Source organism: Bradyrhizobium sp. R2.2-H (genome assembly GCF_004346455.1).
In the GTDB taxonomy this organism is placed as follows: domain Bacteria; phylum Pseudomonadota; class Alphaproteobacteria; order Rhizobiales; family Xanthobacteraceae; genus Bradyrhizobium; species Bradyrhizobium diversitatis.
Genome location: NZ_SMBR01000020.1, coordinates 112,392 through 134,101 on the forward strand (window position 1 = coordinate 112,392; position 21,710 = coordinate 134,101).

Here is a 21,710-nt window from a genome sequence, read left to right on the forward strand (position 1 = left end):
CGGCAAAAGTGCTCGTTGTGGCGCGCATCACGCGCGGTGATAGGGATGGCCGGCCAGAATGGTGGCGGCCCGATAAAGCTGTTCCAGAAGCATGACGCGGACCATTTGATGCGGCCAGGTCGCAGAGCCGAACGCGATTGCGAGCTTGGCCTTACGGCGCAATTCGGGCGAAAGTCCGTCCGCCCCTCCGATCACGAAAATAGTATGTCCGATGCCTTCGTCGCGCCAGCGCGCCAGATGCCGTGCGAATACGGTGGACTCGAGATTCTGGCCGCGTTCGTCCAGCGCCACCAGAACGGATCTTTCCGGGACATGCGCCGAGATCGCCGCGGCCTCTTCGGCCATCCGTGTCGCGGTATCGCGCGCGCGGCTCTCGGGAATTTCGTGGATGCTGAGCTCGCGGAATCCAAGCTTGCGCCCGGCCTCGTCGAACCGCTCGAAATAGCGGTCGGCAAGCTCCCGTTCGGGGCCCTGCTTGAGCCGACCCACCGCAATGACAGCAACACGCATGATATCTTCGAGGTCTGATATCTTCAGGGTCGCGCTTCAAGACCGCGCGCAACAAGCGCGCGCACGACGCTAGCATGCGCGTCAGCCGATTCGAAATCGGCTCGATTGCCTAGATCGCCTTCGCCGCGACCGCTTTTGCCGCCCCTGGGCCCTGCGTGTACAATCGCTCGAGATTGTAGAACTCGCGGACCTCGGGTCTGAACACGTGCACGATCACGTCGCCGGAATCGATCAGCACCCAGTCGCAATTGGGCAAGCCCTCGACATGGATGTTCTTGATGCCGTTTTCCTTGAGGCTCTTGGTGACGTTTTCCGCGATCGCGCCGACGTGCCGGTTCACCCGGCCGGTGGTCACGATCATGTAGTCGGAGTACGCCGATTTGCCGCGAAGGTCGATGGTGACCGTCTCTTCCGCCTTCATGTCCTCGAGGCGGGAGAGGATCAGGCTCAGCGTCTTGTCGGCGTCGGGTTGCGCCTTCAAGGCCGCAGCTTTGGTCGATGTTTTACGCGTAGGCTTGGCAACCTTGGGTAAAACAGGCTTCGTCGAAGCTGACTTCGAGGAAGTTGACTTGGACAATACAGATGCGGTCAGGGACCATTCCTTTCACTGTATCGCGAACGCGAATCCGGCGCTCACTGGTTACACTACATCATGTGGGGTTAAGGGTTTCAATATGCCAGAGAGCCCCCGGCCCGCACACTTCGTCTCACTTCGTACCTTTCCAGCTCCCGTCCGGGTTCCGCAGGCCCGTCGAGGAGAGGTTCAGCTTCAATCCGGTCAGGAACACCCAGGCGGGCGCCGGCCGATCCGCAAGTCCTGCCGCCTTCGTCTCGGGCAGGCGGTAGCGCGATAACGCCTGGGCGGCGGGGGAGGCGAGGGCACGAAAACTCTGCGGCGGGCGATCGATGATGGCCATCGGCACCTGGGCGGCGATGCGCCGCCAGTCCTGCCAACGGTGGAATTGAGCGAGATTGTCGGCGCCCATGATCCAGACAAAGCGCAGGCCAGGGAAGCGGCGGCGCAACGTGTTGATCGTGTCGATAGTGTAGCGCGTACGGATGACGGATTCGAGACAGCTCACCTCGATGCGCGGATCATCAGCGACGTCGCGTGCGGCCTGCATGCGCTCGCCGAGCTGGTGCAGCGTGCCGTTCTCCTTCAGCGGATTGCCGGGCGTGACCAGCCACCACACGCGATCGAGCTGCAATCGCTTCAGCGCAAACCGGCTGATGGCGCGATGCGCCTGATGCGGCGGATTGAAGGAGCCGCCGAGCAGGCCGATGCGCATGCCCGGCGTGTGGGGCGGGACCGCTTGCGCCGGGGAACGCGGCACGACGAAATTGTTGCTCAATGCCCACGCCTCGCGACGTCTATGGCCGGGTCTGTCCGGTGCCGCGGACGCGATATTTGAAGCTCGTCAACTGTTCGGCGCCGACCGGGCCGCGGGCATGAAACCGGCCGGTGGCAATTCCGATCTCGGCGCCGAAACCGAACTCGCCGCCGTCGGCGAACTGCGTCGAGGCGTTGTGCAGCACGATCGCGGAATCGACCTCGCTCAGGAACTTGTTTGCCGCACGTTCGTCCGCGCTCACGATCGCATCGGTGTGATGCGAGCCGTGAGTTTGGATGTGCGCGATCGCGCCCTCGACGCCGTCCACCACCTTCGCCGCGATGATCGCGTCGAGATATTCGGTGTCCCAATCGTCTTCGCTGGCGGGCTTGACCCGTGCATCGGCGTTCTGCACGGCCTCGTCGCCGCGCACCTCGCAGCCGGCATCGAGCAGCATCTCGACCAGCGGCTTCAGGGTGTTGCCGGCGGCCGCGCGATCGACCAGCAGCGTCTCGGCGGCACCGCAGACGCCGGTGCGGCGCATCTTGGCGTTGAGCACGATCGACTTCGCCATGGCGAGATCGGCGCTGGCATCGACATAGACATGGTTGACGCCTTCGAGATGCGCGAACACGGGCACGCGCGCCTCCTGCTCGACGCGCGCGACCAGGCTTTTTCCCCCGCGCGGCACGATCACGTCGATGGCGCCGTTGAGGCCGGACAGCATCATGCCGACCGCGGCACGGTCGCGCGTCGGCACCAGCGTGATCGCAGCCTCGGGCAGGCCTGCTTCGCGCAGGCCCTGCGCCAGGCACTCGTGAATGGCACGGCAGGAGCGAAAACTGTCGGAGCCGCCGCGCAGGATCACGGCATTGCCGGACTTCAGGCACAGCACGCCGGCGTCCGCCGCAACGTTCGGACGGCTCTCGAAGATCACGCCGACGACGCCGAGCGGCACGCGCACGCGCTCGATGGTCATGCCGTTCGGCCGCTGCCAGCTCTCGGTGACGACGCCGATGGGATCGGCGATGCCGCGGACGATGGCGATCCCTTCGGCCATGCCCTCGATCCGCGCCGGCGTCAGCGTCAGGCGGTCGATGAAGGAGGAGGTGGCATTGCCGGAGGCGCGGGCCTCCGCAACGTCCTCGGCATTGGCGGCGAGAATTTTCGCCGCGTTGGCGCGGATCGCCCGCTCCATGGCGTCCAGCGCCCGGTTCTTCTGCTCCGGCGGCGCCAGCGCCAGCACGCGCGCGGCAGCGCGGGCACGGGTTCCGAGATCGGACATCAGCGCCTGAAGATCGGCATTGCCGTCAACGGCTTTGAGGGGGGCGGCCATGGGAGTTCAACCTTCTGCTAAGGCGGTGTCCTAGCACGGAAATCCCGGTTGTGCGAAGGGCGGGGAGGGTATGGCTGGTCTCCCGGCGGCGGGCCGGCTGGGTTAGTCCGCCGTCATTCCGGGGCGATGCGGAGCATCGAACCCGGAATCTCGAGATTCCGGATCTGGTCCTTCGGACCATTCCGGAATGACTGGGGCAAAGGCCTCACCCACCCACCACCAGATCATCCCGGTGGATCATCTCCGAGCGCCCGCTGATGCCGAGGATGGCCATTACATCAGGCGAGGAGCGGCCCTTGATCCGCTCGGCGACGTCGGCGTCATAGGCGATCAGGCCGCGGCCGACCTCGCTGGTATCGGGGCCGCGGACGATCACGGCATCGCCGCGGGCGAACTGGCCCTCCACCTTGATCACGCCGGCCGGCAATAGGCTGGCGCCGGCGCGCAGCGCCGTCACGGCGCCGGCATCGATCGTCAGCGTGCCCTTCGGCTCCAGCGTGCCAGCGATCCAGCGCTTTCGCGAGGTGATGGGGTTGGCCGGCGTCAGGAACCAGGTGCAGCGGCCGCCATTGGCGATCGCCTGCAGGGGGTGCTCGATCTTGCCGGAGGCGATCAGCATGTGGGTGCCGCCCGTCGTGGCGATCTTGGCCGCCTCGACCTTGGTGCGCATGCCGCCGCGCGACAGCTCGGACTCGGCATCGCCCGCCACCGCCTCGATCTCCGAGGAGATGCTCTCGACCACGGGAATGAGCCTTGCGTCCGGGTTGTTCTTCGGCGGGGCGTCGTAGAGCCCGTCGATGTCGGACAGCAGCACGAGCAGGTCAGCGCTGGCCATGGTGGCAACGCGCGCGGCGAGGCGGTCATTGTCTCCGTAGCGGATTTCGTTGGTGGCGACCGTGTCGTTCTCGTTGATCACGGGGATCGCGCGCCATTCCAGCAGCTTGCCGATGGTGGAGCGGGCGTTGAGATAGCGGCGGCGCTCCTCGGTGTCCTGGAGCGTCACCAGGATCTGGCCGGCGCCGATGCCGTGCGCCCCGAGCACCTCGGACCAGATCCGCGCCAGCGCGATCTGGCCCACCGCGGCCGCGGCCTGGCTCTCCTCCAGCTTCAGTGGGCCGCGCGGCAGCTTGAGGCGGCTGCGGCCGAGCGCGATCGAGCCGGAGGAGACGACGAGGACGTCGCGTCCTTCGTTGTGCAGCTTGGCCATGTCGTCCGCGAGCGCGGCGAGCCAGGACGCCCGCACCTCGCCCTTGTCGGAATCAACCAGCAGCGCGGAGCCGACCTTGACGACGATACGGCGGAATTGACTGAGTTCGGGGCTGGCCATGTGTGTATGTGCTGGCGCGCGTGGCGAATTGCTCTGCATCGGAAGCGGCGGAGCGAAAGAGCGGCGCCGGTGAGGCCTGCTTTTGCAGCAGGACGATGGCCGGCGCAAGGCGGGCGAGATGGTAAACGGCCAACGACGGCCTTGTCTTGGACGCCGTTCAGGTTCTAATGCCGGCAACCAAAAACAGGGTTGGAGAGGAAACGTATGGATCGCCGCAAATTCGTGACCGGATGCCTCGGCCTGCCGCTCCTGGCGCATGCGGGTGGAGCGCAAGCCCAGGCCGGGTTGAGCAAGATCATCTTCCCGTTCGCAGCCGGAGCTGGCGGCGATACGCTGTGCCGGCTGATCGCGCAGGAGATGGCCCCGGTGCTGCAACGGACCATCGTGGTCGAGAACCGCACCGGCGGCGACGGCCTGATCGGCATCAAGGCGGTGAAGGGCGCAAGCCCCGACGGCAGCATGGTGCTGGTGACGACCGGCCCGACCATGTACCTGCTGCCGATGGTGGAGACGACACCGAGCTTCGACACGGCCAGGGACTTCATGCCGGTGTCGCTGCTGGCGCGGTTCGAGTTCGCCGTCGTGATCGGCCCGGGCGTCGACGCCCCGGATTTCAAGAGCTTTGTCGCCTGGCTGAAGGCGCATCCCGACAAGACGTCGTTTGGCGTGCCGAGCAACGGCACCATCCCTCATTTCACGGGCTCCAAGCTCGAGAAGGATCTCGGCATTCCCCTGACCCGCGTGCCCTATCGCGGCAGCGCGCCGATTCTCAACGACCTCGTCGGCGGCCACATCTCGTTCGGTATCGTGACACTGGCCGACGCGCTGCCGCAGCACCGCGCCAAGGGCGTGAAGATCGTCGCTGTGTCGAGCGCCGAGCGCTCGCCCTTCGCGCCCGACGTTCCGACGCTGAAGGAGAACGGCATCAATCTCGTCGCGGACGCCTGGTACGGCATGTGGCTCCCCGCCGGCAGCCCGCCGGACTTCGCCAGCAAGCTCGCCGCCGCCGCGAGCGCTGCGCTCGCCAAGCCCGAAGTGAAGGAGAAGTTGACGGCGATCGGGATGATCCCTGTCGGGTCGACGCCGGAAGGATTGACGAAGGAGCTCGCCGCGAACACGGCGTTCTGGCAGCCGATCGTCAAGGCGACGGGCTACAAGATCGAGAACTAGACCTTCGCGGCGCACACTCAGTCGTCATGGCCGGGCTTGACCCGGCCATCCACGTGTGTCCGCGATTGCCACAAGACGTGGATGCCCGGGTCAAGCCCGGGGCATGACGAATGGAGAGAGCCTCACTCCACTCACTCACATCTTCGCGCGCTGTTCGATTCCGTCGCGAATGGTCGCGAGCTCTTTCTCATCCCAGATGCCGATCAAAATCCCGCCCTTCACCTGCAGCTGGTTGTCGGCATAGGCCGCGATCTTCTCGCGCGGCGTGGTGATGTGGCCGTTCGGATGCAGCGCCCAATCGAACAGCTCGGCCTGGAGGCGCGCGATGATGCCCGCGCATTCCGGATCGTCGCCGCGATCCAGATATTCCTCCGGGTCGGTTTCGAGGTCGTACAGCATCGGGCGGAAGCCGGAGGCGTGGATGTATTTCCAGCGGCCGTCGAACACCATGAACAGGCGGCAGCGCTCGATCGGCTGGTTCAGCTTCAGCCGCACGTCTTGCATGGCGTAGTCGTATTCGGAGAATGCCACCTTGCGCCAATCGCTCGGCCTCTCGCCGCGCAGCAGCGGCAGCAGCGAACGTCCTTCGAGGATGTGGCCCGGCACCTTGCCGCCGAAATAATCGACGAAGGTCGGCGCGAGGTCGATCGCCTCGACCAGCGCGTCGCTGCGCGTGCCCCGCGTGGCGTCGGCCTCCTTCGAGGGATCGATGACGATCAGCGGGATCTTGGCCGACTGCTCGTGGAACAGATCCTTCTCGCCCATCCAGTGATCGCCGAGATAATCGCCGTGATCGGAGGTGAACACGATCATGGTGGTGTCCAAGAGGCCTCGGTCCTCCAGGAACTTCATCAGCACGCCCATCTGGTCGTCGATCTGCGTGATCAGGCCCATATAAGTCGGGATCACCTTCTCGCGGGCCTCGTTGCGCGCCATGTTGCGGGAGTAGCGCATGTCCATGTAGGCGCCGAACACGGGATGCGGATTCTGTCGCTCGCGCTCCGAGCGGATCACCGGGATCATGTCGTCGGTCGAATACATGCTGGCGTAAGGCTCCGGCGCGATATAGGGCCAATGCGGCTTGATGTAGGACAGATGCAGGCACCACGGTCGGCCGTCGGTCTCGGCCTCGGTGATGAAGTCCATCGCCCGCCGCGTCATGTAGGGCGTCTCGGAATGCTCGTCCGGCACGCGCGCAGTCTTGTCGGCATGCACCAGCAGCCAGCCGTTCTGTAATGAGCCGTCTTCCGCCGCGCCGGAATTGGCCCAATGCTCCCAGGGATTGGCAGCGTCAAAACCCTGCTGGCGGAGATATTCGTCGTATTTCGGACGCGGCCGTCCGGTCGGATGCAGCCCATCGTCACGTTCATACGGCTCGAAGCCGCATTCGGCGACGTGCACGCCGATGATCGATTCCGGCGGGATGCCGAGCGCCTTCATGCCTTCGAGATCGGGCGCCATATGGGTCTTGCCGACCAGCACGTTGCGTACGCCGATCTTCTTGAGGTGATCGCCGAGCGTGGGCTCGCCGACGCGCAAGGGCCAGCCATTCCAATGCGAGCCGTGCGAGCGCATGTAGCGCCCGGTGTAGAACGACATCCGCGAGGGCCCGCAGATCGGCGACTGCACATAGGCCTTGGTGAACAGCACGCCGCGCTTCGCCATGGCGTCGATGTTCGGCGTCTTCAGTGTAGGATGGCCGGTGCAGCCGAGATAATCATAGCGAAGCTGGTCGCACATGATCCAGAGAACGTTCTTCGCGCGCGCCATGCTTTGTCCCTGCCGTTTCTTGATTGTGTGATGCTGCGATATTGGAGGCGCGAAGACAAGTTGTCAGTGATGCGCATGCCGCGGCCATACACTCCGCTGTCGTCCCTGCGAACGCAGGGACCCATAACCCCCGGCCATCGTTTGGCGAAGACTCCTAGGACGGTACTCGAACCGACCGCAATCGAAAGATCACGCGGTATGGATCCCCGCGTTCGCGGGGACGACAGCGTTGGGGAGAGAGATCACGCCGACCACGGCTCCGCTTCCGCCGCGCTCTTGGCCTTGGCCGACACCGGGGCCTCGCCGATCACCTCGGCCAGCGCGCGCAGCGCTTCCTTGACGCCCTGGCCGGTCACGCCCGAGAGCAGCAGCGGCGTCTTCTTCGCGGCGCGCTTGAGGCGGTCCTTCTGCTTCTTGAGCTCATCCGGCTCGACCGCGTCGATCTTGTTCAGCGCTACGATCTCGATCTTGTCGGTGAGCTGTCCGCCATAGGCATCGAGCTCCTTGCGCACGGTCTTGTAGGCCTTGCCGGCGTGCTCGCAGGTTGCGTCGACGAGATGCAGCAGCACCCGGCAGCGCTCGACATGGCCGAGGAAGCGGTCGCCGAGGCCGGTGCCTTCATGCGCGCCCTCGATCAGGCCGGGAATGTCGGCCAGCACGAATTCGCGGCCGTCCGCGTTCACGACGCCGAGCTGCGGATGCAGCGTGGTGAACGGGTAATCGGCGATCTTCGGCTTTGCGGCGCTGACTTTGGACAGGAGCGTCGACTTGCCGGCATTGGGCATGCCGACCAGGCCGGCGTCCGCGATCAGCTTCAGACGCAGCCAGATCCAGCGCTCCTCGCCGGGCTGGCCGGGATTGGCGTTGCGCGGCGCGCGGTTGGTCGACGACTTGAAATGCGCGTTGCCGAAACCGCCATTGCCGCCTTCGGCCAGCACGAACTTTTCGCCGACCTTGGTGAAGTCGTGGATCAAGGTCTCGCGATCCTCGTCGAAGATCTGGGTCCCCACCGGCACCTTGAGCACGATGTTCTTGCCGTTGGCGCCGTGGCGGTCCGAGCCCGAGCCGTTCTCGCCCTTCTGGGCCTTGAAGTGCTGCTGGTAGCGGTAGTCGATCAGCGTGTTGAGCCCGTCGGCGACCTCGATGATGACGTTGCCGCCGCGGCCGCCATTGCCGCCCGAGGGACCGCCGAATTCGATGAACTTCTCGCGGCGGAACGCCACGCAGCCGTTCCCGCCGTCGCCGGAGCGGATATAGACCTTTGCTTCGTCGAGGAATTTCATGGGCCATAGGTAGGCCAGCCGGTCCCCCGCGGCAACCCGCATTGCCCCGCGGATTGGCCGAATTTCTCGCGAAGTCGCGCCTTGCTTAACCTGCCGGGCGGCGCCGGATCAGGAATTTCTGCACGCCGTCCATCACCAGCTCCTTGCGCTGGTTGAACACGGTACTGCGAAGCGTCACCACGCCGGTCGTACGTCCCGGCATGAGCTCGGTGACTTCGAGCGCGGGGTAGATCGTGTCGTCGGCGAACACCGGCTCGAGGAACCGGCTCGATTGCTCGAGGAAGCCGACCAGGGAGTCCTCGACCATGAACGGAAACAGGCCGGCGCCGGGCGCGGTGTGGATCAAGGTCTGGAAGCCGTGGGCGAGCAGATGCGGCATGCCGCGGGCGCGGCAATATTCCACGTCATAGTGGACCGGATGGGTGTCGCCGCTCGCGGTCTGGAATGCGGCGAACACCGCCGAGGTCTGGGTGCGGCTCGGCAGCACGAAACGCTCGCCGACGACGAAATCCTCAAACCAGCGCTGCGCGGGGATCATGCGATGCTGGGTGGGATCGAAGTCGGTCATGCGCTGCACCATCGGAACGGACTCGAAGAAGGGACATGGAGAATGATCCGTATCGCGCCGCACGCAGTGCGACAATGCGTTCAATTGATCGAACTCGGACTTGTTTGGTGCCCTGTCGCCATTAAAAGGACCTTCCGACGCCCTATCGATCGCGCTGCTGCCCTGTCCTCCGTCATTGCGAGGAGCGCAGCGACGAAGCAATCCAGGCTGCCGCCGCGGTGACAGCCTGGATTGCTTCGCTTCGCTCGCAATGACGCGTTTCCCGAAGCAAACCCTGTCGATGCCCCTGTTCAAGAACCTCTCCGCCTATGACGACCGCTCGGCGCGGCTGGCCGGCATCGCGCTGATGGTGCTGTCGATCTTCATGTTCTCGTTCGGCGACGCCATGGGCAAGTTTCTGGTCGGCACCTATTCGGTCGGGCAGCTCTTGTTCCTGCGTGCGTGCGCGGCGCTGCTCCTGCTGTCGCCGATGATCTGGACGCAGCGTCACCAGTTCCTGCATCTGGAGCGGCCCGGCTTGCAGCTGATCCGCGTCGTGCTGTCGACGCTGGAGGTGGCGGCCTTCTTCCTCGCGACCGTCTATCTGCCGCTTGCCGACGTCATCACCTATTATCTCGCCGGTCCAATCTTCGTTACTGCGATGTCGGCTATCTTCTTCGGGGAGAAGGTCGGCTGGCGGCGCTGGACCGCGATCCTGATCGGCTTTTGCGGCGTCTTGATCGCGCTGCGCCCCTCCGCGCAGACCGTCAGCCTGCCGGCGCTGATCGCGCTGGGCGGCAGCCTGTCGTTTGCGACCCTGATGCTGATCACGCGAAGTCTGCGCAAGACGCCCGACATCGTGATGGCATCCTCGCAATTCATCGGCACGTTTTCGCTGGGGGCCGTGCTGTCGGCGTTTCACTGGGTGCCGCCGACGCCTGGCAGCCTCGTAATCTTCGCTGCCGCCGGCCTGGTTTCGGTGACGGCGCTGTTCTGCGTCAACCGCTCGCTCAAGCTGGCGCCGGCCAGCGTCGTCGTGCCCTATCAATATTCGATGATCGTCTGGGCCGTGATCTTCGGCTTCGTCGTGTTCGGCGACGTCCCGTCGATCGCAACCCTGGTCGGCGCCGCCATCATCATCGGCGCCGGCTTCTACATCTATCTGCGCGAGCGCGACCTCGGGCGCGCGAGCGCCGACGTGAATCCGCCGGCGTGAACGCTCCCTCGTCGTCCCGGGGCGCGCGAAGCGCGAGCCCGGGACCCATACCCACAGGGAGTGGTGTGACGAAGACTCGGAGTGGGAGTTTCCTTCCTCACTCCTGCCTGGGATTATGGGTCCCGGGCTCGCGACTTCGTCGCGCCCCGGGACGACAGCGGAGAATGTGGTGAGCTCTTGCGCTATTTCATGCGTCGCGCACTGCTCCAGCTCTTCAGCGACGCCCAGACGCCGCGTGACAAGCGGAAGCAGTCGACGGGCGTCGAGGAGCCGAGCGCCAGGAAACGGTGCAGCTGCACGCCGCTCCACTGGAAGCCGCACTTCTCCAGCACCTTGCGCGAGGCCGGATTGGTGACGCGCGCACCGGCATGGAGATGCTCGTCCTCGAACTCCTCGAAGAAGAAGTCGATCGCGCCGCGCGCGGCTTCGGTCGCAAAACCCCGGCCCCAGTGCTCGACGCCGAGCCAGTAGCCGAGTTCGGCATTGCCGGGCGTGGAGCGGTCGATGCCGACCATGCCGACCGGCCCGGTATCGTGCTCGATCAGGAACACGGTCTCGCTGCCGAGCGCGGCCGTGGCGCGGATGAATGCGACGGCGTCTTCCTGCGAATAGGGGTGCGGGAGGCGGCGGGTGTTCTCGGCGACACGGCGGTCATTGGCGAGCCGGGCGATCGTCCTGACGTCGGCGAGGGTCGGCCGCCGCAAGGTCAGCCGCTCGGTGGCGACGACGCTGGGTCTCGCCTCCTGCAAGGTCACGCTCGAGAAATCCTGCAACATGTCCGGCTCCGTGAAAGTCACTAATTCGAAGTGAGCAAGTCAAAGAAAAGGGGAGGCCGGTTTCCCGCCTCCCCTGGAGCCTGCTTGTGGACTCCGCCGGTTCAGTCGGGACCCGGCGGACTCCAAATTTGATCCACCGTCTATTCAGCCGCCTCGGCGATCGGGAGCACCGATACGAAGGTGCGGCCGTTGGCTTTAGCCTGGAACGCAACGCGGCCCTCGATCTTGGCGAACAGAGTGTGGTCCGTGCCCATGCCGACATTAAGGCCCGGGTGCCAGGTCGTGCCGCGCTGACGCGCAATGATGTTGCCGGGAGTGACGATCTCCCCGCCGAACGCCTTGATACCGAGGCGCTTGCCTTTGGAATCGCGTCCGTTACGCGATGAACCGCCTGCTTTTTTGTGAGCCATGGCTCGTCTCCGAAATCCTGCGTATGTCTAGGTCAATTCCTTGACGGAATCATTTCAAAAGGTCTCACGCCTCGTTTCGTGAACTGGCGTGATCGAATCTCGTTACTCGGCGGCTTCGGCTGCCGGCTCCTTGGCCACCTTCTCCCGCTTCGGACGCGGGCCCTTGGTGGGCTTGGCGCCGTCCGTCAGGATCTCGCTGATGCGCAGCACGGTGATCTCGTCGCGGTAGCCGCGCTTGCGGCGCGAATTCTTGCGGCGGCGCTTCTTGAACGCGATGACCTTGGGGCCGCGCTTGTGGTCGAGCACCTCGACCGCCACGGAGGCACCTGCCACCGTCGGGACGCCCAGCACCGGCGTGTCGCCACCGACCACCAGAACTTCATTCAACTGCACGATCGAGCCGACTTCGCCTTCGATCTTGCCTACTTCCAGGACATCATCCGGCACGACGCGGTATTGCTTGCCGCCGGTTTTGATGACTGCGAACATCGTTTTTTTCCTTCGTGTTCAATCCCGGCCTCGCGACTGATATCGTCGGGGCCGGCTTTTTATCAGTCGCTAAGGGTTTATGCGCGTTTGTGCGGGCGGGACTTACCCCTTTGAAAACCCACGCAAAAGCAAGCGGCGCGAGAAACACCCCGCGCCGGCTGTGGGACTTATAGCCGCTGGACGCCGCGAGTCAAGGAAAACCGCGGGAAAAGGTCCGAGATCTGAAGGATTTGGATCGTTTGCGAGGGCCGAGGGGAATCTCGGCCCGGGGCTGCAACCATCGGGTTCCCTCGCCGTTGTCCTCGCGAATCTCTCGCGGGCAAGGGCTATCATGGCAACGGACGAACTGGTCAAGACAACGGGCATCGCCCAGCACGGCGCCGAGCGGCTGCCGTCGGTGGATGTCGACAGCTTCAACATCGAGATCAAGGACGAGGACGGCTTTCTCGGCGACCGCGCCAGCAAGGGCGCGTTCCGGGACGTCCTCGAGCGCTGGCGCAAGCCGCTGCGAAAGACGGGGGAGGACCCGTTCGGCAAGGTGCCGACGGAGGAGATCAACAAGAAGACGCTGGACGCCATCCTGGTCGGCGACGACACTGAGGCCTCGGCCGTGGTGCACAGCGCCATCGAGGACTTCTCCCAGGAGCTCGCCTATGTCACGCGCCGCTTCCTCAAGACCAAGGCCTGGGCCAAGACCGAGCGCATCGTCGTCGGCGGCGGCTTTCGCGATTCCCGGCTCGGCGAGCTCGTGATCGCCCGCGCCGAGATCATCCTGAAATCCGAGGATTTCAAAATCGACCTGCAGCCGATCCGCCATCATCCCGACGAAGCCGGCCTGCTCGGCGCGCTGCATCTGGCGCCGTCCTGGATCTTCGAAGCCCATGACAGCATCCTCGCCGTCGACATCGGCGGCACCAACATCCGCTGCGGCCTGGTGGAAACCAGCTGGAAAAAGGCCAAGGATCTGTCGAAGGCCAAGGTGGTGCATTCCGAGCTGTGGCGTCATGCCGATGACGAGCCGACGCGCGAAGGCGCGGTGAAGCGGCTCACCAAGATGCTGAAGGGGCTGATCACGGAAGCCGAGACCGAAGGCTACAAGCTCGCGCCTTTCATCGGCATCGCCTGTCCCGGGGTGATCAACGCGGACGGCTCGATCGAGAAGGGCGCGCAGAACCTGCCGGGCAATTGGGAGAGCAGCAAGTTCAACCTGCCGGCGAGCCTCATCGAGGCGATCCCCGTCATCGGCGAGCACGACACCGCGATCCTGATGCATAATGATGGCGTCGTTCAGGGCCTGTCGGAAGTGCCGTTCATGCAGGATGTCGGGCGCTGGGGCGTGCTCACCATCGGCACCGGGCTCGGCAATGCCCGCTTCACCAACCGCCGCAAGGAGAACGGCAACGGCAAGGACCGGGATTCCACGGAGAACGGGAAGAAAAAGGGCAAGTCAGACAACAAGTCGGACAAGGAGTAACCTTGACCGGTTAGGTTAAGGGACGGATTGCGTTGCGCCATGCGGACTGCACGCTACGGTCGAAAGCGCCGCTTTCACTCGGCCGGCGAAGCCGCCCTTCCTGGCCAGTATTTCAATGAGCGGCACGGGACCGCCAGTGTTTACCGCGTCTGGCGGTCCCACCCCCTTCTGCTTTCCCTTCGAGCCGTGATTCGCGTCTGCGGCCTCGGCCCCCGCGCCGGCCGAAGCGCGAAAACTCCGGCCCGAAACGCTCAAACGCGCGCCAAAATCCGCAATCGGCGCCGCCAGCATCGCGACCGCCGCAGGTTCGGCGGAAAACCGTCCCGATTTTCGTCTCCCGCGCCTTGTCTGGCCCGCCATCCTCGCCTATTAACGCCCCCAACCACAGGGGCCGCAGCTCCTACATGGCGCCTTCAGGAGAGGTGGCAGAGTGGTTGAATGCACCGCACTCGAAATGCGGCATAGGTGCAAGCCTATCGGGGGTTCGAATCCCTCCCTCTCCGCCACCCAGCAGCCCTCAACAACAGGTCCGTGCTTTCGACCTGCAAAGGTCTGTCGCACATGCGACCCGGCTGGGCTCGGTCGGACACCGCTCCAACGAACCTCAGGCCGCCTCCCGCACAGGCGGTCCGCACCATGGCTGCGTTACTATCGATGCGCCGTCTGGGCCTATCTGAACGTCCGCAAAATAAAGCCTTCAGCCAACACCCCGCGACCACCCGCCGGCCCGGCAGCACGCGGCGGCTCTTTCCGGTTATCGCATGTTGTTGAGCTGCTTTGCGTCTCCGGCCTGCTCTCCTCCTTCATTTCCCCTCACTCTTTAGACGAGGCAAGTCTGCGCCCTTCTGTTGAGCAGCCTTCCAGACATAACGGGTAAACGCAGCCGTTTCCGCCCATTGTAGATGCACCGGATCCGTGAATGCCGAGTCCGGCACTTCCCATTCGGTCATGCCATCGACCAAGATTGCTTTGGTAGGGGCAAGCGCGGATGCGACCGCAGATCTGAATTGTTCTCGTATCGAGCGGGATCGGTCGTGACGTGCGGCCCACCCCGGCATGACGGGAAAAGTCACCGCAACGAACTGAATGCCCTTCGATTCGAGCCAGGTGGCGAGGCCGGTTAGTTCCGAATAGCAACCGGACTCAGGCTTGACCGGGTATCCCGCGTCCGGCACGTCCCTGACCAGGGGGCCGGATCCAAACTCGTCAAACTGCAACTCGGAGCGGCGCTCTTCGGCGTAAAGCACGTGAAAGAAGACGTCTTTGAGACGAAAGTTACGAAAGCGAAGCCACGCCCTGTCTAGTCTGTTGCTTAGTTTTCGATCGATGAATTGATCGACCAGATCAGGATCGAAAAATGCAGTCGGATTCCTCGAACAGCCTTGGAAGTCTCGCGGTGCAAGGACCATCATCACAGTTTTTGCATTCGATGTGCGCGAGAGAAGAAACTCCGTCATATAACGAGTCTGATTGACGGTTAGGGCGCAGGGCGCTGCGTTTATGATCCCCCCCTCGGGGCGAACCACATTGAAATCAAGATTGCGCCAGGTCACCGACGATCCCACCCCGATGAGCGCCGCATTCTTCCAATCCGGGTTGTCTCTCAGCCAGACAAAGCGGCCGTCGATGCACCACGTCCCGGATACCGGAGGCGGCGGCAGGCGATCAACGGACCGCAAAACTCCGAGTGCTGCAAAGAATCCAACCACCGACAGGAGGACCGTAGTGGAAAATGCGGCAAGACAGACCCGCGCGCGACGTTCGGCGCTACCTTCATCGCCCGTCTGGATCATCTGCATTTTGGATTCCTCCGGTCAGAACTGGAAATAGAGGAAAGATTGCACGATGGACATCTGGGTCAGCGTGAAGACGAAAAGGCAGCCCAATGCCACGCCGTGCACCGGGTAGGCTGTCGCAAAGTGACTGGCCCAGGAGGAGTGCTCTTCAGCCCGATGCTGCGGATCGTAACCCAGCCACTGCTGTGAGTTGGGGGCAAACAGCGCAATCGCCGACAAAGCGACGATAGACGCCAGCGTCAGCAGGGTGGTCAGTTGCCGGTCGGCATTGATCCCGAGATCGAACCCATTCAGTCCGATCATCGTCCCCATCATCTTGGTTGCGCTTCCCATGGAGTCCGCACGGAACAGCACCCACCCAAACACGACGAATATCAATGTAAGAGTGCGGCCAACCATGGCCCCGGCTCGCCTGGTGCCGCCGCGTTGGGCAGTACCGAAAAGACGTATCCAGAAATGGCATATGGCCAGCCCGAAGCCATGAAACGCTCCCCAGCAGACGAATGTCCATCCCGCGCCGTGCCACAGCCCGCCGAGCAGCATGGTGACGATCAGGTTTGCAAACCGCCGTACTTCCCCTCGGTGGCTGCCACCGAGAGCAAAGTAGAGATAATCGCGGAGAAATGCCGACAGACTCATGTGCCAGCGTCGCCAGAAATCGATGAGGTTTTCTGCCTTGTACGGCGAGTTGAAATTCAGCGGAAGGCGAACCCCGAACAGGAGGCCCAATCCGATCGCCATGTCGGAATAGCCGGAGAAGTCGAAATAGAGTTGCAAAGTATACGCCAGGGCTCCAACCCAGGCTTCGGCAAAGGTCGGCGAAGCTCCCTTGGCCACACCGTCGAAAATCAGATTGGCCTGAGGCGCCATGCCATCAGCGAACAGCACCTTCTTTGCAAGGCCGAGGACGAACAGGCCGCTTCCGAGCGCAAGAGTTGGGGCCCTCGCGCTCAATTGCTCGTTGCTCATGAATTGACGCATTAAAATCCGGTGATTGACGATCGGCCCGGCGATCAGGTGCGGGAAGAACACCACCATCAATACGTAATCCTTGAAGCGATACCCGTACGTTTCGCCCCGTGACGAATCGACGAGATAGGCGATCTCCTGAAATGTGAAAAACGAAATCGCCAGCGGCAACACCAGATCGAGGACAGGAATGTCGGTTCCAAAAATCGTATTGACGTTGGCGGCGAGAAAGCCTGCATACTTGAAATAGCCGATCATGCAGAGGTTAAAAGCGATGCCCACGGCAAGCAGAAGTCCGGTTGGCCTTCCGCTTCGCGCGCGATCCGCGAGGCTCGTGCCGCAGATGAAATTGAGGGCGATGCTCGTAAAGAGCACCAGAAGATTCCATGGGTCCCAAGCCGCATAAAACGCGAGGGACGCGCCGATCAACCAAAGCAAGGTGACGGCTTTGGTTGCAAAGAGACGCAGGACAAAATAGCCGAACAGGACGGCGGGCAGGAATACGAGTATGAACTGATAAGAATTAAACAGCACGTAGATTACTCCGCTCACTGACGGTTAATCGCGTCTTTTTAGACTTAGTCAGAGCCGGTAACTCAGCCACTTGTCGTTGATTTCACCATCGTAATTGTAGACGCCGAATCCTCAGCGAAGCTGCTTTCGAACAGTTCGATTCGCGAATGTAGGGAGGAGAGGAGTCTCACGGTGCCCGGGGCAGAAGATGACGTGCCGGGGCTTTGACGTTATCTGGCGGATGGGCGGCCAGAAGAGCCACCTGGCTTCTCACCAGGTCCATGTGATGAAGCCATCGTTGCAATTGGGCGGCAGTCGTTCTTGAGATTCGTCAAGTCATCCAGTGGCATTCAGTCGCATCGGCGCGCAAAATAACCGTCGCAGAGATCGCCCTCCGCCATTCCAGAATCGCCGTGGCCGCCTCGGCAAGACCGCCTTGGCAAGGTGGCGAGCACGGTCTTGATTACGCCGACGTCAGGCATCGAACCAGCTGCCTGCATCTCGACCGACCGAACTAGTTCGTTGGCGTTAAGATTTTAGACGCAGTTCAAGATGGCCGTTTTTCCTGCACAGCGGTGACGGGTTGAACCTGCTACGGGTGGGATCCGACCTAGCAACGTCCCGCCCTCCGACGACACCCCGAGTATTCCCAAACGATGTTCGACAAATCCTACCGGCAGCGCCTCGAAGCCGATCTCGGGCGATGGGAGGCCGATGGTGTGATCGCGCCGGCGGCGGCCGCCTCGATCCGCAATGCGCTGCCGCCGCTTCCGGCCGGCATCAACATCGCAATGGTCGTCGCCATCGTCGGCGGCCTGCTGATCGCGGCGGCATTCCTCGCCTTCGTCGCGGCACACTGGACGGAGATCGCGCGACCGATGCGCTTCGCGATCCTGCTCGCCGGCATGGTCGTCACCGGCGGCCTCGGCGCCTGGTTCGCTGCGAGCGGCCGCAGCGTTCTCGCCGATCTCTGCGCCAGCGTCGGTGCGATCATCTTCGGTGCGGGCATCGCGCTGGTCGGCCAGATGTATCATCTCGGCGAGGATTTTGCCGGCGGCATGCTGCTGTGGTCGATCGGCGCGTTTGCCGCGGCGCTGCTGACCGGCTCGCGCGGTGCGCTCGCGGTCGGCCTCGTCGCCGCCTCGATCTGGACCTGCCTGCGGACCACTGATACGCCCGACGCCCTGCATCTTCCGTTCCTGGCGGTCTGGCTCGTCGCCGCCGCGACGGCTTTTGCGTGGAATTGCCGCGTCGCAGCCCATCTCGTCGCGCTCGCGCTGCTGCCGTGGTGGATCGCGACGTCGCTTCGCTTCGATTTCGCCGGAGCCCAGCCGTCATTCGTGCTCGCGAACGGGGCGGCCCTGCTGTTCGGCGCCGGGCTCGCGATCGCCGCCGCACCCTCGCCGCGGGCGCTTGGCCTCGGAACGGTTCTGTCGATCTACGGCGCGTTGTCGCTGGCCGGCGCCGCCGTCCTGGAAGTGACGACCGTCGATGACATCATCCGCCTCCGGACCGCCACGGTGCCGGCCCAGCCGCTTTGGGCGATCCTGTGCGGCGTTGCCGGCGTGATCCTTGCGCTCGTGTCCGCCGCGATCACCAGGCGCCCGGGTGAAGTCCTGGCAGGATGCGCGATCGGGCTCGTGCTGGTCGCGGCGCCGCTGTGGCCGGCATCCACGGCCGGCGAGCCCTGGTTCGCCTATGCCGCGCTGCTCTGCGCCATGCTGTGCCTCGTCGTATCAGGCATGCTCGATGCAGCGCGCCCGCGCATCGTCGCCGGCTGGCTCGGGATCGCCGGCGTCATTGCGGGCATCACCTGGGCCGTGAAGGGCTCGCTGCTGCGCAGATCGGCTTTCCTTGCGGCCGCGGGCGTGGTGGCCGTCCTGTTCGCAACCGCGCTCAACCGCATGTTGCCGAGGGCTGAGCGATGAACAAGACGATCGCGTCCCTCACCGGGCTCTGGCAGCGCATTCCGAAAGCCGCGCTGTTCGTCGCCGCCATCCTCATTCAATGTGCGCTACTGGTCCTGATGGTCGCCGACCGCATGCAGATCCTGCGCGAAGGCGTCGAGGTCACCCTGCAGACGCAGCCGGTCGATCCCCGCGATCTGCTGCGCGGCGACTATGTCGTGCTCCGCTACGACATCTCGCAAGTGTCGGCCGGCGCGCTCGCCGGCAAGCCCGCGGATGCGCGCCATCCTGATGTCTTCGTCAAGCTCGCGCCCAATGCCGGCGGCGTCTATCAAGCCGTCTCGGTGCATGCCGAGCCGGTCGCGGTCACCGCGCCCGAAGTGCTGATCCGCGGCCGCGTCGGAAATCATGGCGGGGCCTGTGGCGAAGACCGGCGCCGCTTCTGCGACAAGCTGCCGATCAAATACGGCCTCGAAAGCTATTTCGTGCCCGAAGGCGAGGGCAGGAAGCTCGAGGACGCCCGCAACCAGCAGAAGCTGCGCATCGTCGCCGCCGTGCTGCCCTCGGGCCGCGCGGCGATCAAGCGGCTGCTGCTCGACGGCGAGCCGGTGTACGAGGAGCCGCTGTATTAGGGGGATGGCAATGGGGTGATATCCGACGAATCAAATGACGGGAGGCGTCATTTGGAAGGGGCCGTGCCGATCGAAGCCTACTCTCATAGGCCGGACGAGCGCGCCCCGGAAGGCGAGCCAAACTACGAATCCTTGCTCTTCTTTGGCTCTTGAATTCCTGCCCGCCGCGTCCCTCAATTCCGCCCGCGTAACCCATTGATCTTACAAGGTCCCTTTATGGTGCACGAGGTCGCACTTTTGTTGTTCCATGGTAGAACACGAGGACCGTCGTGTGGCAGAGTGGTTGAATGCGCCGCACTCGAAATGCGGCAAAGTGCAAGCCTTTCGGGTGTCCCAATCCTCCCTCTCCGGCATACCATCGCAGGACACAGAGCCGGCCAGGCTGGTGAGCGAAAGCGCCCTGCCAGACAGCAGTTGTCACCTCCCCCGTTGAGCCAAATCACTTTGTACTAGCAAAACACAACGGTATCCGTCTGAAGTTGTGTTGCCTATACAAGGCGTGAACTATACGAATCTGTCTTCCTGCATCATCTCCCTCTGATTTGCTGAGCTTCCCACACGTGAACGTGCAACTGCATAACGAACTAAAGTCCGACATTTGGGAAATCGCGAACCGCCTCCGAGGCCCCTATCGGCCGCCGCAATACAGGCTGGTCATGTTGCCTATGGTCGTCCTGCGCAGGCTTGATTGCGTCCTTGAGCCGACGAAGGACGCTGTTCTGAAGCAATATAAAAAGCTGACGGCGCAGAAGATGCCAAGGAATGCGATGGAGCGGCTGCTCGGAAAGGCGGCGGACCCCTCTCGCCAGTACCCGCTCTACAACACGAGTCCCTTTACTTTCGCAAAGCTGCTTGGGGATGCCGAGAACATCGCGCCCAACCTTGTATCTTACATCAATGGCTTCTCGCCGACCGCTCGCGCCATCTTCGATAGGTTCAAGTTCAATGACCAGATCGAAAAGCTCGATTCCAGCAATCGGCTCTTCACCATCGTCAAGGCGATGGCGGACGTGGACCTACACCCTGATCGTATAGACAATCTGCAAATGGGATACCCTCCGAGATGATTGCATTATGCCCCTGTTTTGCCCGACGAAGCAAATGCCGGGAGATGTCATTCGGCATAGGCCGCACCGCTAGCAGCCAATTCTTGTCCGCTCTCACGGGTGCGCCGGACAGGCGAGTCAACCACGATCCCATGGCTTTCTGCCTCCAGAATCCTGCCCGACCCGCACCTCATCCAACCCCCCTCCTAACCCATTGATCTTGCAACCCCCGTCTACTGTGCATGGGGTTGTTTTCGCACTTTTGCTGTTCCATGCCTTCACGCGAGGCGTTCAACCGCCCCGGCACCAGCTCACCCGCCCCACCAAGCGAGACCAACATGCACTCTTCGGCCAGCGGCTGGGGCAACGGGCTTCTCGGCGTCATCATCTTCAGCGGCTCGCTGCCGGCGACGCGGGTGGCGGTCGGCGGCTTCTCGGCGCTGTTCCTGACCTCGGCGCGCGCCGTCATCGCGGCGCTGATCGGGGCAGTGGTGCTCGCCGTGCTCCGGCAGGCGCGGCCGCAGCGGGGTGATCTCGCCTCGCTCACCATCGTCGCCATCGGCGTCGTGGTCGGCTTCCCCCTGCTGACGGCGCTGGCGCTCCAGCACATCACCTCGGCGCATTCGATCGTCTTCATCGGCCTCCTGCCGCTATCGACCGCGATCTTCGGCGTGCTGCGCGGCGGTGAGCGGCCGCAACCGCTGTTCTGGCTGTTCGCCGTGCTCGGCAGCGCCACGGTGGCCGGCTTCGCCCTCGCTGGCGACGGCTCGGCGTCGCTCACCGGCGATCTCCTGATGGTGGCCGCGATCGTGCTGTGCGGGCTCGGCTATGCCGAGGGCGCTGCGTTGTCGCGCCGGCTCGGCGGCTGGCAGGTGATCTCCTGGGCGCTGTTGCTCGCGCTGCCGTTGATGGCGGCGCTCGCGATTCTGACATGGCCACCCGTCTGGAGCGGCATCAGCGTGCCCGCCTGGATCGGGCTCGGCTACGTCTCCGTCTTCAGCATGTTCGTCGGCTTCATCTTCTGGTACCGCGGGCTCGCCATCGGCGGCATTGCCCGTGTCGGCCAGTTGCAGCAGCTGCAGCCGTTCTTCGGTCTGGCGCTCGCCGGCCTTCTGCTCAGTGAGCCCGTGGCCTGGAGCATGATCGTCGCGACCGCGCTCGTGGTCGTCTGCGTCTTCTTCGCGCGGCGGTTCGCGTGAGGCTGTGCC

At 63.8% G+C, this 21,710-nt stretch carries 20 protein-coding genes, 1 tRNA gene and 1 other annotated feature; of the genes, 8 read left to right on the forward strand and 13 right to left on the reverse strand.

Annotated elements, in window-relative coordinates; genetic code table 11:
• Positions 1 to 27: 27 nt before the first annotated feature.
• The 5 genes from rlmH to proB all read right to left on the reverse strand — a co-directional run bounded on the left by rlmH (position 28) and on the right by proB (position 4,504).
• Complete coding sequence (gene rlmH, locus EDE08_RS35060; RefSeq protein ID WP_131874093.1) at positions 28 to 510, reverse strand: 23S rRNA (pseudouridine(1915)-N(3))-methyltransferase RlmH; 483 nt, start codon at positions 508 to 510, stop codon at positions 28 to 30.
• Between the two features lie 109 nt (positions 511 to 619).
• Positions 620 to 991, reverse strand: a complete 372-nt coding sequence (gene rsfS / locus EDE08_RS35065; protein WP_131874091.1) for a ribosome silencing factor — start codon at positions 989 to 991, stop codon at positions 620 to 622.
• Between the two features lie 226 nt (positions 992 to 1,217).
• Positions 1,218 to 1,862, reverse strand: a complete 645-nt coding sequence (locus EDE08_RS35070) for a nicotinate-nucleotide adenylyltransferase (protein ID WP_165936335.1) — start codon at positions 1,860 to 1,862, stop codon at positions 1,218 to 1,220.
• Positions 1,863 to 1,881: 19 nt separating this feature from the next.
• Positions 1,882 to 3,177, reverse strand: a complete 1,296-nt coding sequence (locus EDE08_RS35075) for a glutamate-5-semialdehyde dehydrogenase (RefSeq protein ID WP_131874089.1) — start codon at positions 3,175 to 3,177, stop codon at positions 1,882 to 1,884.
• A 205-nt stretch (positions 3,178 to 3,382) separates the two neighbouring features.
• On the reverse strand, positions 3,383 to 4,504 hold the full coding sequence (gene proB, locus EDE08_RS35080; protein ID WP_131874087.1) for a glutamate 5-kinase: 1,122 nt from the start codon (positions 4,502 to 4,504) through the stop codon (positions 3,383 to 3,385).
• A 204-nt stretch (positions 4,505 to 4,708) separates the two neighbouring features.
• Here proB and EDE08_RS35085 point away from each other — a divergent pair, with 204 nt between their 5' ends.
• Entirely contained in the window at positions 4,709 to 5,674 is a 966-nt protein-coding gene (locus EDE08_RS35085) for a Bug family tripartite tricarboxylate transporter substrate binding protein (protein WP_131874085.1), read from the forward strand.
• A gap of 135 nt (positions 5,675 to 5,809) precedes the next feature.
• Here EDE08_RS35085 and EDE08_RS35090 read toward each other — a convergent pair whose 3' ends face one another.
• From EDE08_RS35090 to EDE08_RS35100, 3 genes are all read right to left on the reverse strand, one after another.
• Positions 5,810 to 7,444 (reverse strand): alkaline phosphatase family protein, encoded by a 1,635-nt coding sequence (locus EDE08_RS35090; protein ID WP_131874083.1) that lies wholly within the window; start codon positions 7,442 to 7,444, stop codon positions 5,810 to 5,812.
• A 242-nt stretch (positions 7,445 to 7,686) separates the two neighbouring features.
• On the reverse strand, positions 7,687 to 8,727 hold the full coding sequence (gene obgE, locus EDE08_RS35095) for a GTPase ObgE (protein ID WP_131874081.1): 1,041 nt from the start codon (positions 8,725 to 8,727) through the stop codon (positions 7,687 to 7,689).
• A gap of 85 nt (positions 8,728 to 8,812) precedes the next feature.
• On the reverse strand, positions 8,813 to 9,295 hold the full coding sequence (locus EDE08_RS35100; RefSeq protein ID WP_131874079.1) for a MaoC family dehydratase: 483 nt from the start codon (positions 9,293 to 9,295) through the stop codon (positions 8,813 to 8,815).
• 280 nt (positions 9,296 to 9,575) lie between these two features.
• Here EDE08_RS35100 and EDE08_RS35105 point away from each other — a divergent pair, with 280 nt between their 5' ends.
• Complete coding sequence (locus EDE08_RS35105) at positions 9,576 to 10,490, forward strand: DMT family transporter (protein WP_131874077.1); 915 nt, start codon at positions 9,576 to 9,578, stop codon at positions 10,488 to 10,490.
• Positions 10,491 to 10,672: 182 nt separating this feature from the next.
• Here the strand turns inward: EDE08_RS35105 and EDE08_RS35110 are convergent, their stop codons facing one another.
• From EDE08_RS35110 to rplU, 3 genes are all read right to left on the reverse strand, one after another.
• Positions 10,673 to 11,266, reverse strand: a complete 594-nt coding sequence (locus EDE08_RS35110) for a GNAT family N-acetyltransferase (protein WP_165936334.1) — start codon at positions 11,264 to 11,266, stop codon at positions 10,673 to 10,675.
• Positions 11,267 to 11,406: 140 nt separating this feature from the next.
• A complete protein-coding gene (gene rpmA, locus EDE08_RS35115) occupies positions 11,407 to 11,676 on the reverse strand; it encodes a 50S ribosomal protein L27 (protein ID WP_008538809.1) in 270 nt (89 codons plus the stop codon).
• Between the two features lie 102 nt (positions 11,677 to 11,778).
• Positions 11,779 to 12,165, reverse strand: a complete 387-nt coding sequence (gene rplU, locus EDE08_RS35120; RefSeq protein WP_061028931.1) for a 50S ribosomal protein L21 — start codon at positions 12,163 to 12,165, stop codon at positions 11,779 to 11,781.
• A 331-nt stretch (positions 12,166 to 12,496) separates the two neighbouring features.
• Between rplU and EDE08_RS35125 the strand changes: the two genes are divergently transcribed.
• Together EDE08_RS35125 and EDE08_RS35130 are read left to right on the forward strand one after the other, a co-directional pair.
• The gene (locus EDE08_RS35125; protein WP_131874073.1) at positions 12,497 to 13,639 is read left to right on the forward strand and encodes an ROK family protein; all 1,143 of its coding nucleotides are present in this window, start codon (positions 12,497 to 12,499) and stop codon (positions 13,637 to 13,639) included.
• Positions 13,640 to 14,055: 416 nt separating this feature from the next.
• Positions 14,056 to 14,145, forward strand: a tRNA-Ser gene (locus EDE08_RS35130).
• 297 nt (positions 14,146 to 14,442) lie between these two features.
• Here EDE08_RS35130 and EDE08_RS35135 read toward each other — a convergent pair.
• A complete protein-coding gene (locus EDE08_RS35135; protein ID WP_131874071.1) occupies positions 14,443 to 15,438 on the reverse strand; it encodes a hypothetical protein in 996 nt (331 codons plus the stop codon).
• A 15-nt stretch (positions 15,439 to 15,453) separates the two neighbouring features.
• Positions 15,454 to 16,938: an MBOAT family O-acyltransferase gene (locus tag EDE08_RS35140; protein WP_165936333.1), complete on the reverse strand. Its 1,485-nt coding sequence runs from the start codon at positions 16,936 to 16,938 to the stop codon at positions 15,454 to 15,456.
• A 207-nt stretch (positions 16,939 to 17,145) separates the two neighbouring features.
• Positions 17,146 to 17,201, reverse strand: a sequence feature (sul1 is cis-regulatory element that is thought to sense ions involved in sulfur or methionine metabolism; They are found in Alphaproteobacteria).
• 372 nt (positions 17,202 to 17,573) lie between these two features.
• On the opposite strand from EDE08_RS35140, the gene EDE08_RS35145 reads away from it, so the two are divergent.
• The 4 genes from EDE08_RS35145 to EDE08_RS35160 all read left to right on the forward strand — a co-directional run bounded on the left by EDE08_RS35145 (position 17,574) and on the right by EDE08_RS35160 (position 21,701).
• Complete coding sequence (locus tag EDE08_RS35145) at positions 17,574 to 18,845, forward strand: DUF2157 domain-containing protein (protein WP_131874067.1); 1,272 nt, start codon at positions 17,574 to 17,576, stop codon at positions 18,843 to 18,845.
• Positions 18,842 to 19,456: a GDYXXLXY domain-containing protein gene (locus EDE08_RS35150; RefSeq protein WP_131874065.1), complete on the forward strand. Its 615-nt coding sequence runs from the start codon at positions 18,842 to 18,844 to the stop codon at positions 19,454 to 19,456. The genes EDE08_RS35145 and EDE08_RS35150 overlap by 4 nt, the downstream gene beginning before the upstream one ends.
• A gap of 560 nt (positions 19,457 to 20,016) precedes the next feature.
• On the forward strand, positions 20,017 to 20,523 hold the full coding sequence (locus EDE08_RS35155) for a type I restriction-modification system subunit M N-terminal domain-containing protein (RefSeq protein ID WP_207913180.1): 507 nt from the start codon (positions 20,017 to 20,019) through the stop codon (positions 20,521 to 20,523).
• A gap of 317 nt (positions 20,524 to 20,840) precedes the next feature.
• Positions 20,841 to 21,701 (forward strand): DMT family transporter, encoded by an 861-nt coding sequence (locus tag EDE08_RS35160; protein ID WP_131874063.1) that lies wholly within the window; start codon positions 20,841 to 20,843, stop codon positions 21,699 to 21,701.
• Positions 21,702 to 21,710 lie beyond the last annotated feature (9 nt).

Bases quoted from the DNA above. Each gene is read 5' to 3' on its own strand.
- rlmH (WP_131874093.1), bottom strand. From the start codon at position 510: ATGCGTGTTGCTGTCATTGCGGTGGGTCGGCTCAAGCAGGGCCCCGAA.
- EDE08_RS35075 (WP_131874089.1), bottom strand. From the start codon at position 3,177: ATGGCCGCCCCCCTCAAAGCCGTTGACGGCAATGCCGATCTTCAGGCG.
- proB (WP_131874087.1), bottom strand. From the start codon at position 4,504: ATGGCCAGCCCCGAACTCAGTCAATTCCGCCGTATCGTCGTCAAGGTC.
- EDE08_RS35085 (WP_131874085.1), top strand. From the start codon at position 4,709: ATGGATCGCCGCAAATTCGTGACCGGATGCCTCGGCCTGCCGCTCCTG.
- EDE08_RS35090 (WP_131874083.1), bottom strand. From the start codon at position 7,444: ATGGCGCGCGCGAAGAACGTTCTCTGGATCATGTGCGACCAGCTTCGC.
- obgE (WP_131874081.1), bottom strand. From the start codon at position 8,727: ATGAAATTCCTCGACGAAGCAAAGGTCTATATCCGCTCCGGCGACGGC.
- EDE08_RS35100 (WP_131874079.1), bottom strand. From the start codon at position 9,295: ATGACCGACTTCGATCCCACCCAGCATCGCATGATCCCCGCGCAGCGC.
- EDE08_RS35105 (WP_131874077.1), top strand. From the start codon at position 9,576: ATGCCCCTGTTCAAGAACCTCTCCGCCTATGACGACCGCTCGGCGCGG.
- EDE08_RS35110 (WP_165936334.1), bottom strand. From the start codon at position 11,266: ATGTTGCAGGATTTCTCGAGCGTGACCTTGCAGGAGGCGAGACCCAGC.
- rpmA (WP_008538809.1), bottom strand. From the start codon at position 11,676: ATGGCTCACAAAAAAGCAGGCGGTTCATCGCGTAACGGACGCGATTCC.
- rplU (WP_061028931.1), bottom strand. From the start codon at position 12,165: ATGTTCGCAGTCATCAAAACCGGCGGCAAGCAATACCGCGTCGTGCCG.
- EDE08_RS35125 (WP_131874073.1), top strand. From the start codon at position 12,497: ATGGCAACGGACGAACTGGTCAAGACAACGGGCATCGCCCAGCACGGC.
- EDE08_RS35135 (WP_131874071.1), bottom strand. From the start codon at position 15,438: ATGCAGATGATCCAGACGGGCGATGAAGGTAGCGCCGAACGTCGCGCG.
- EDE08_RS35145 (WP_131874067.1), top strand. From the start codon at position 17,574: ATGTTCGACAAATCCTACCGGCAGCGCCTCGAAGCCGATCTCGGGCGA.
- EDE08_RS35150 (WP_131874065.1), top strand. From the start codon at position 18,842: ATGAACAAGACGATCGCGTCCCTCACCGGGCTCTGGCAGCGCATTCCG.
- EDE08_RS35160 (WP_131874063.1), top strand. From the start codon at position 20,841: ATGCACTCTTCGGCCAGCGGCTGGGGCAACGGGCTTCTCGGCGTCATC.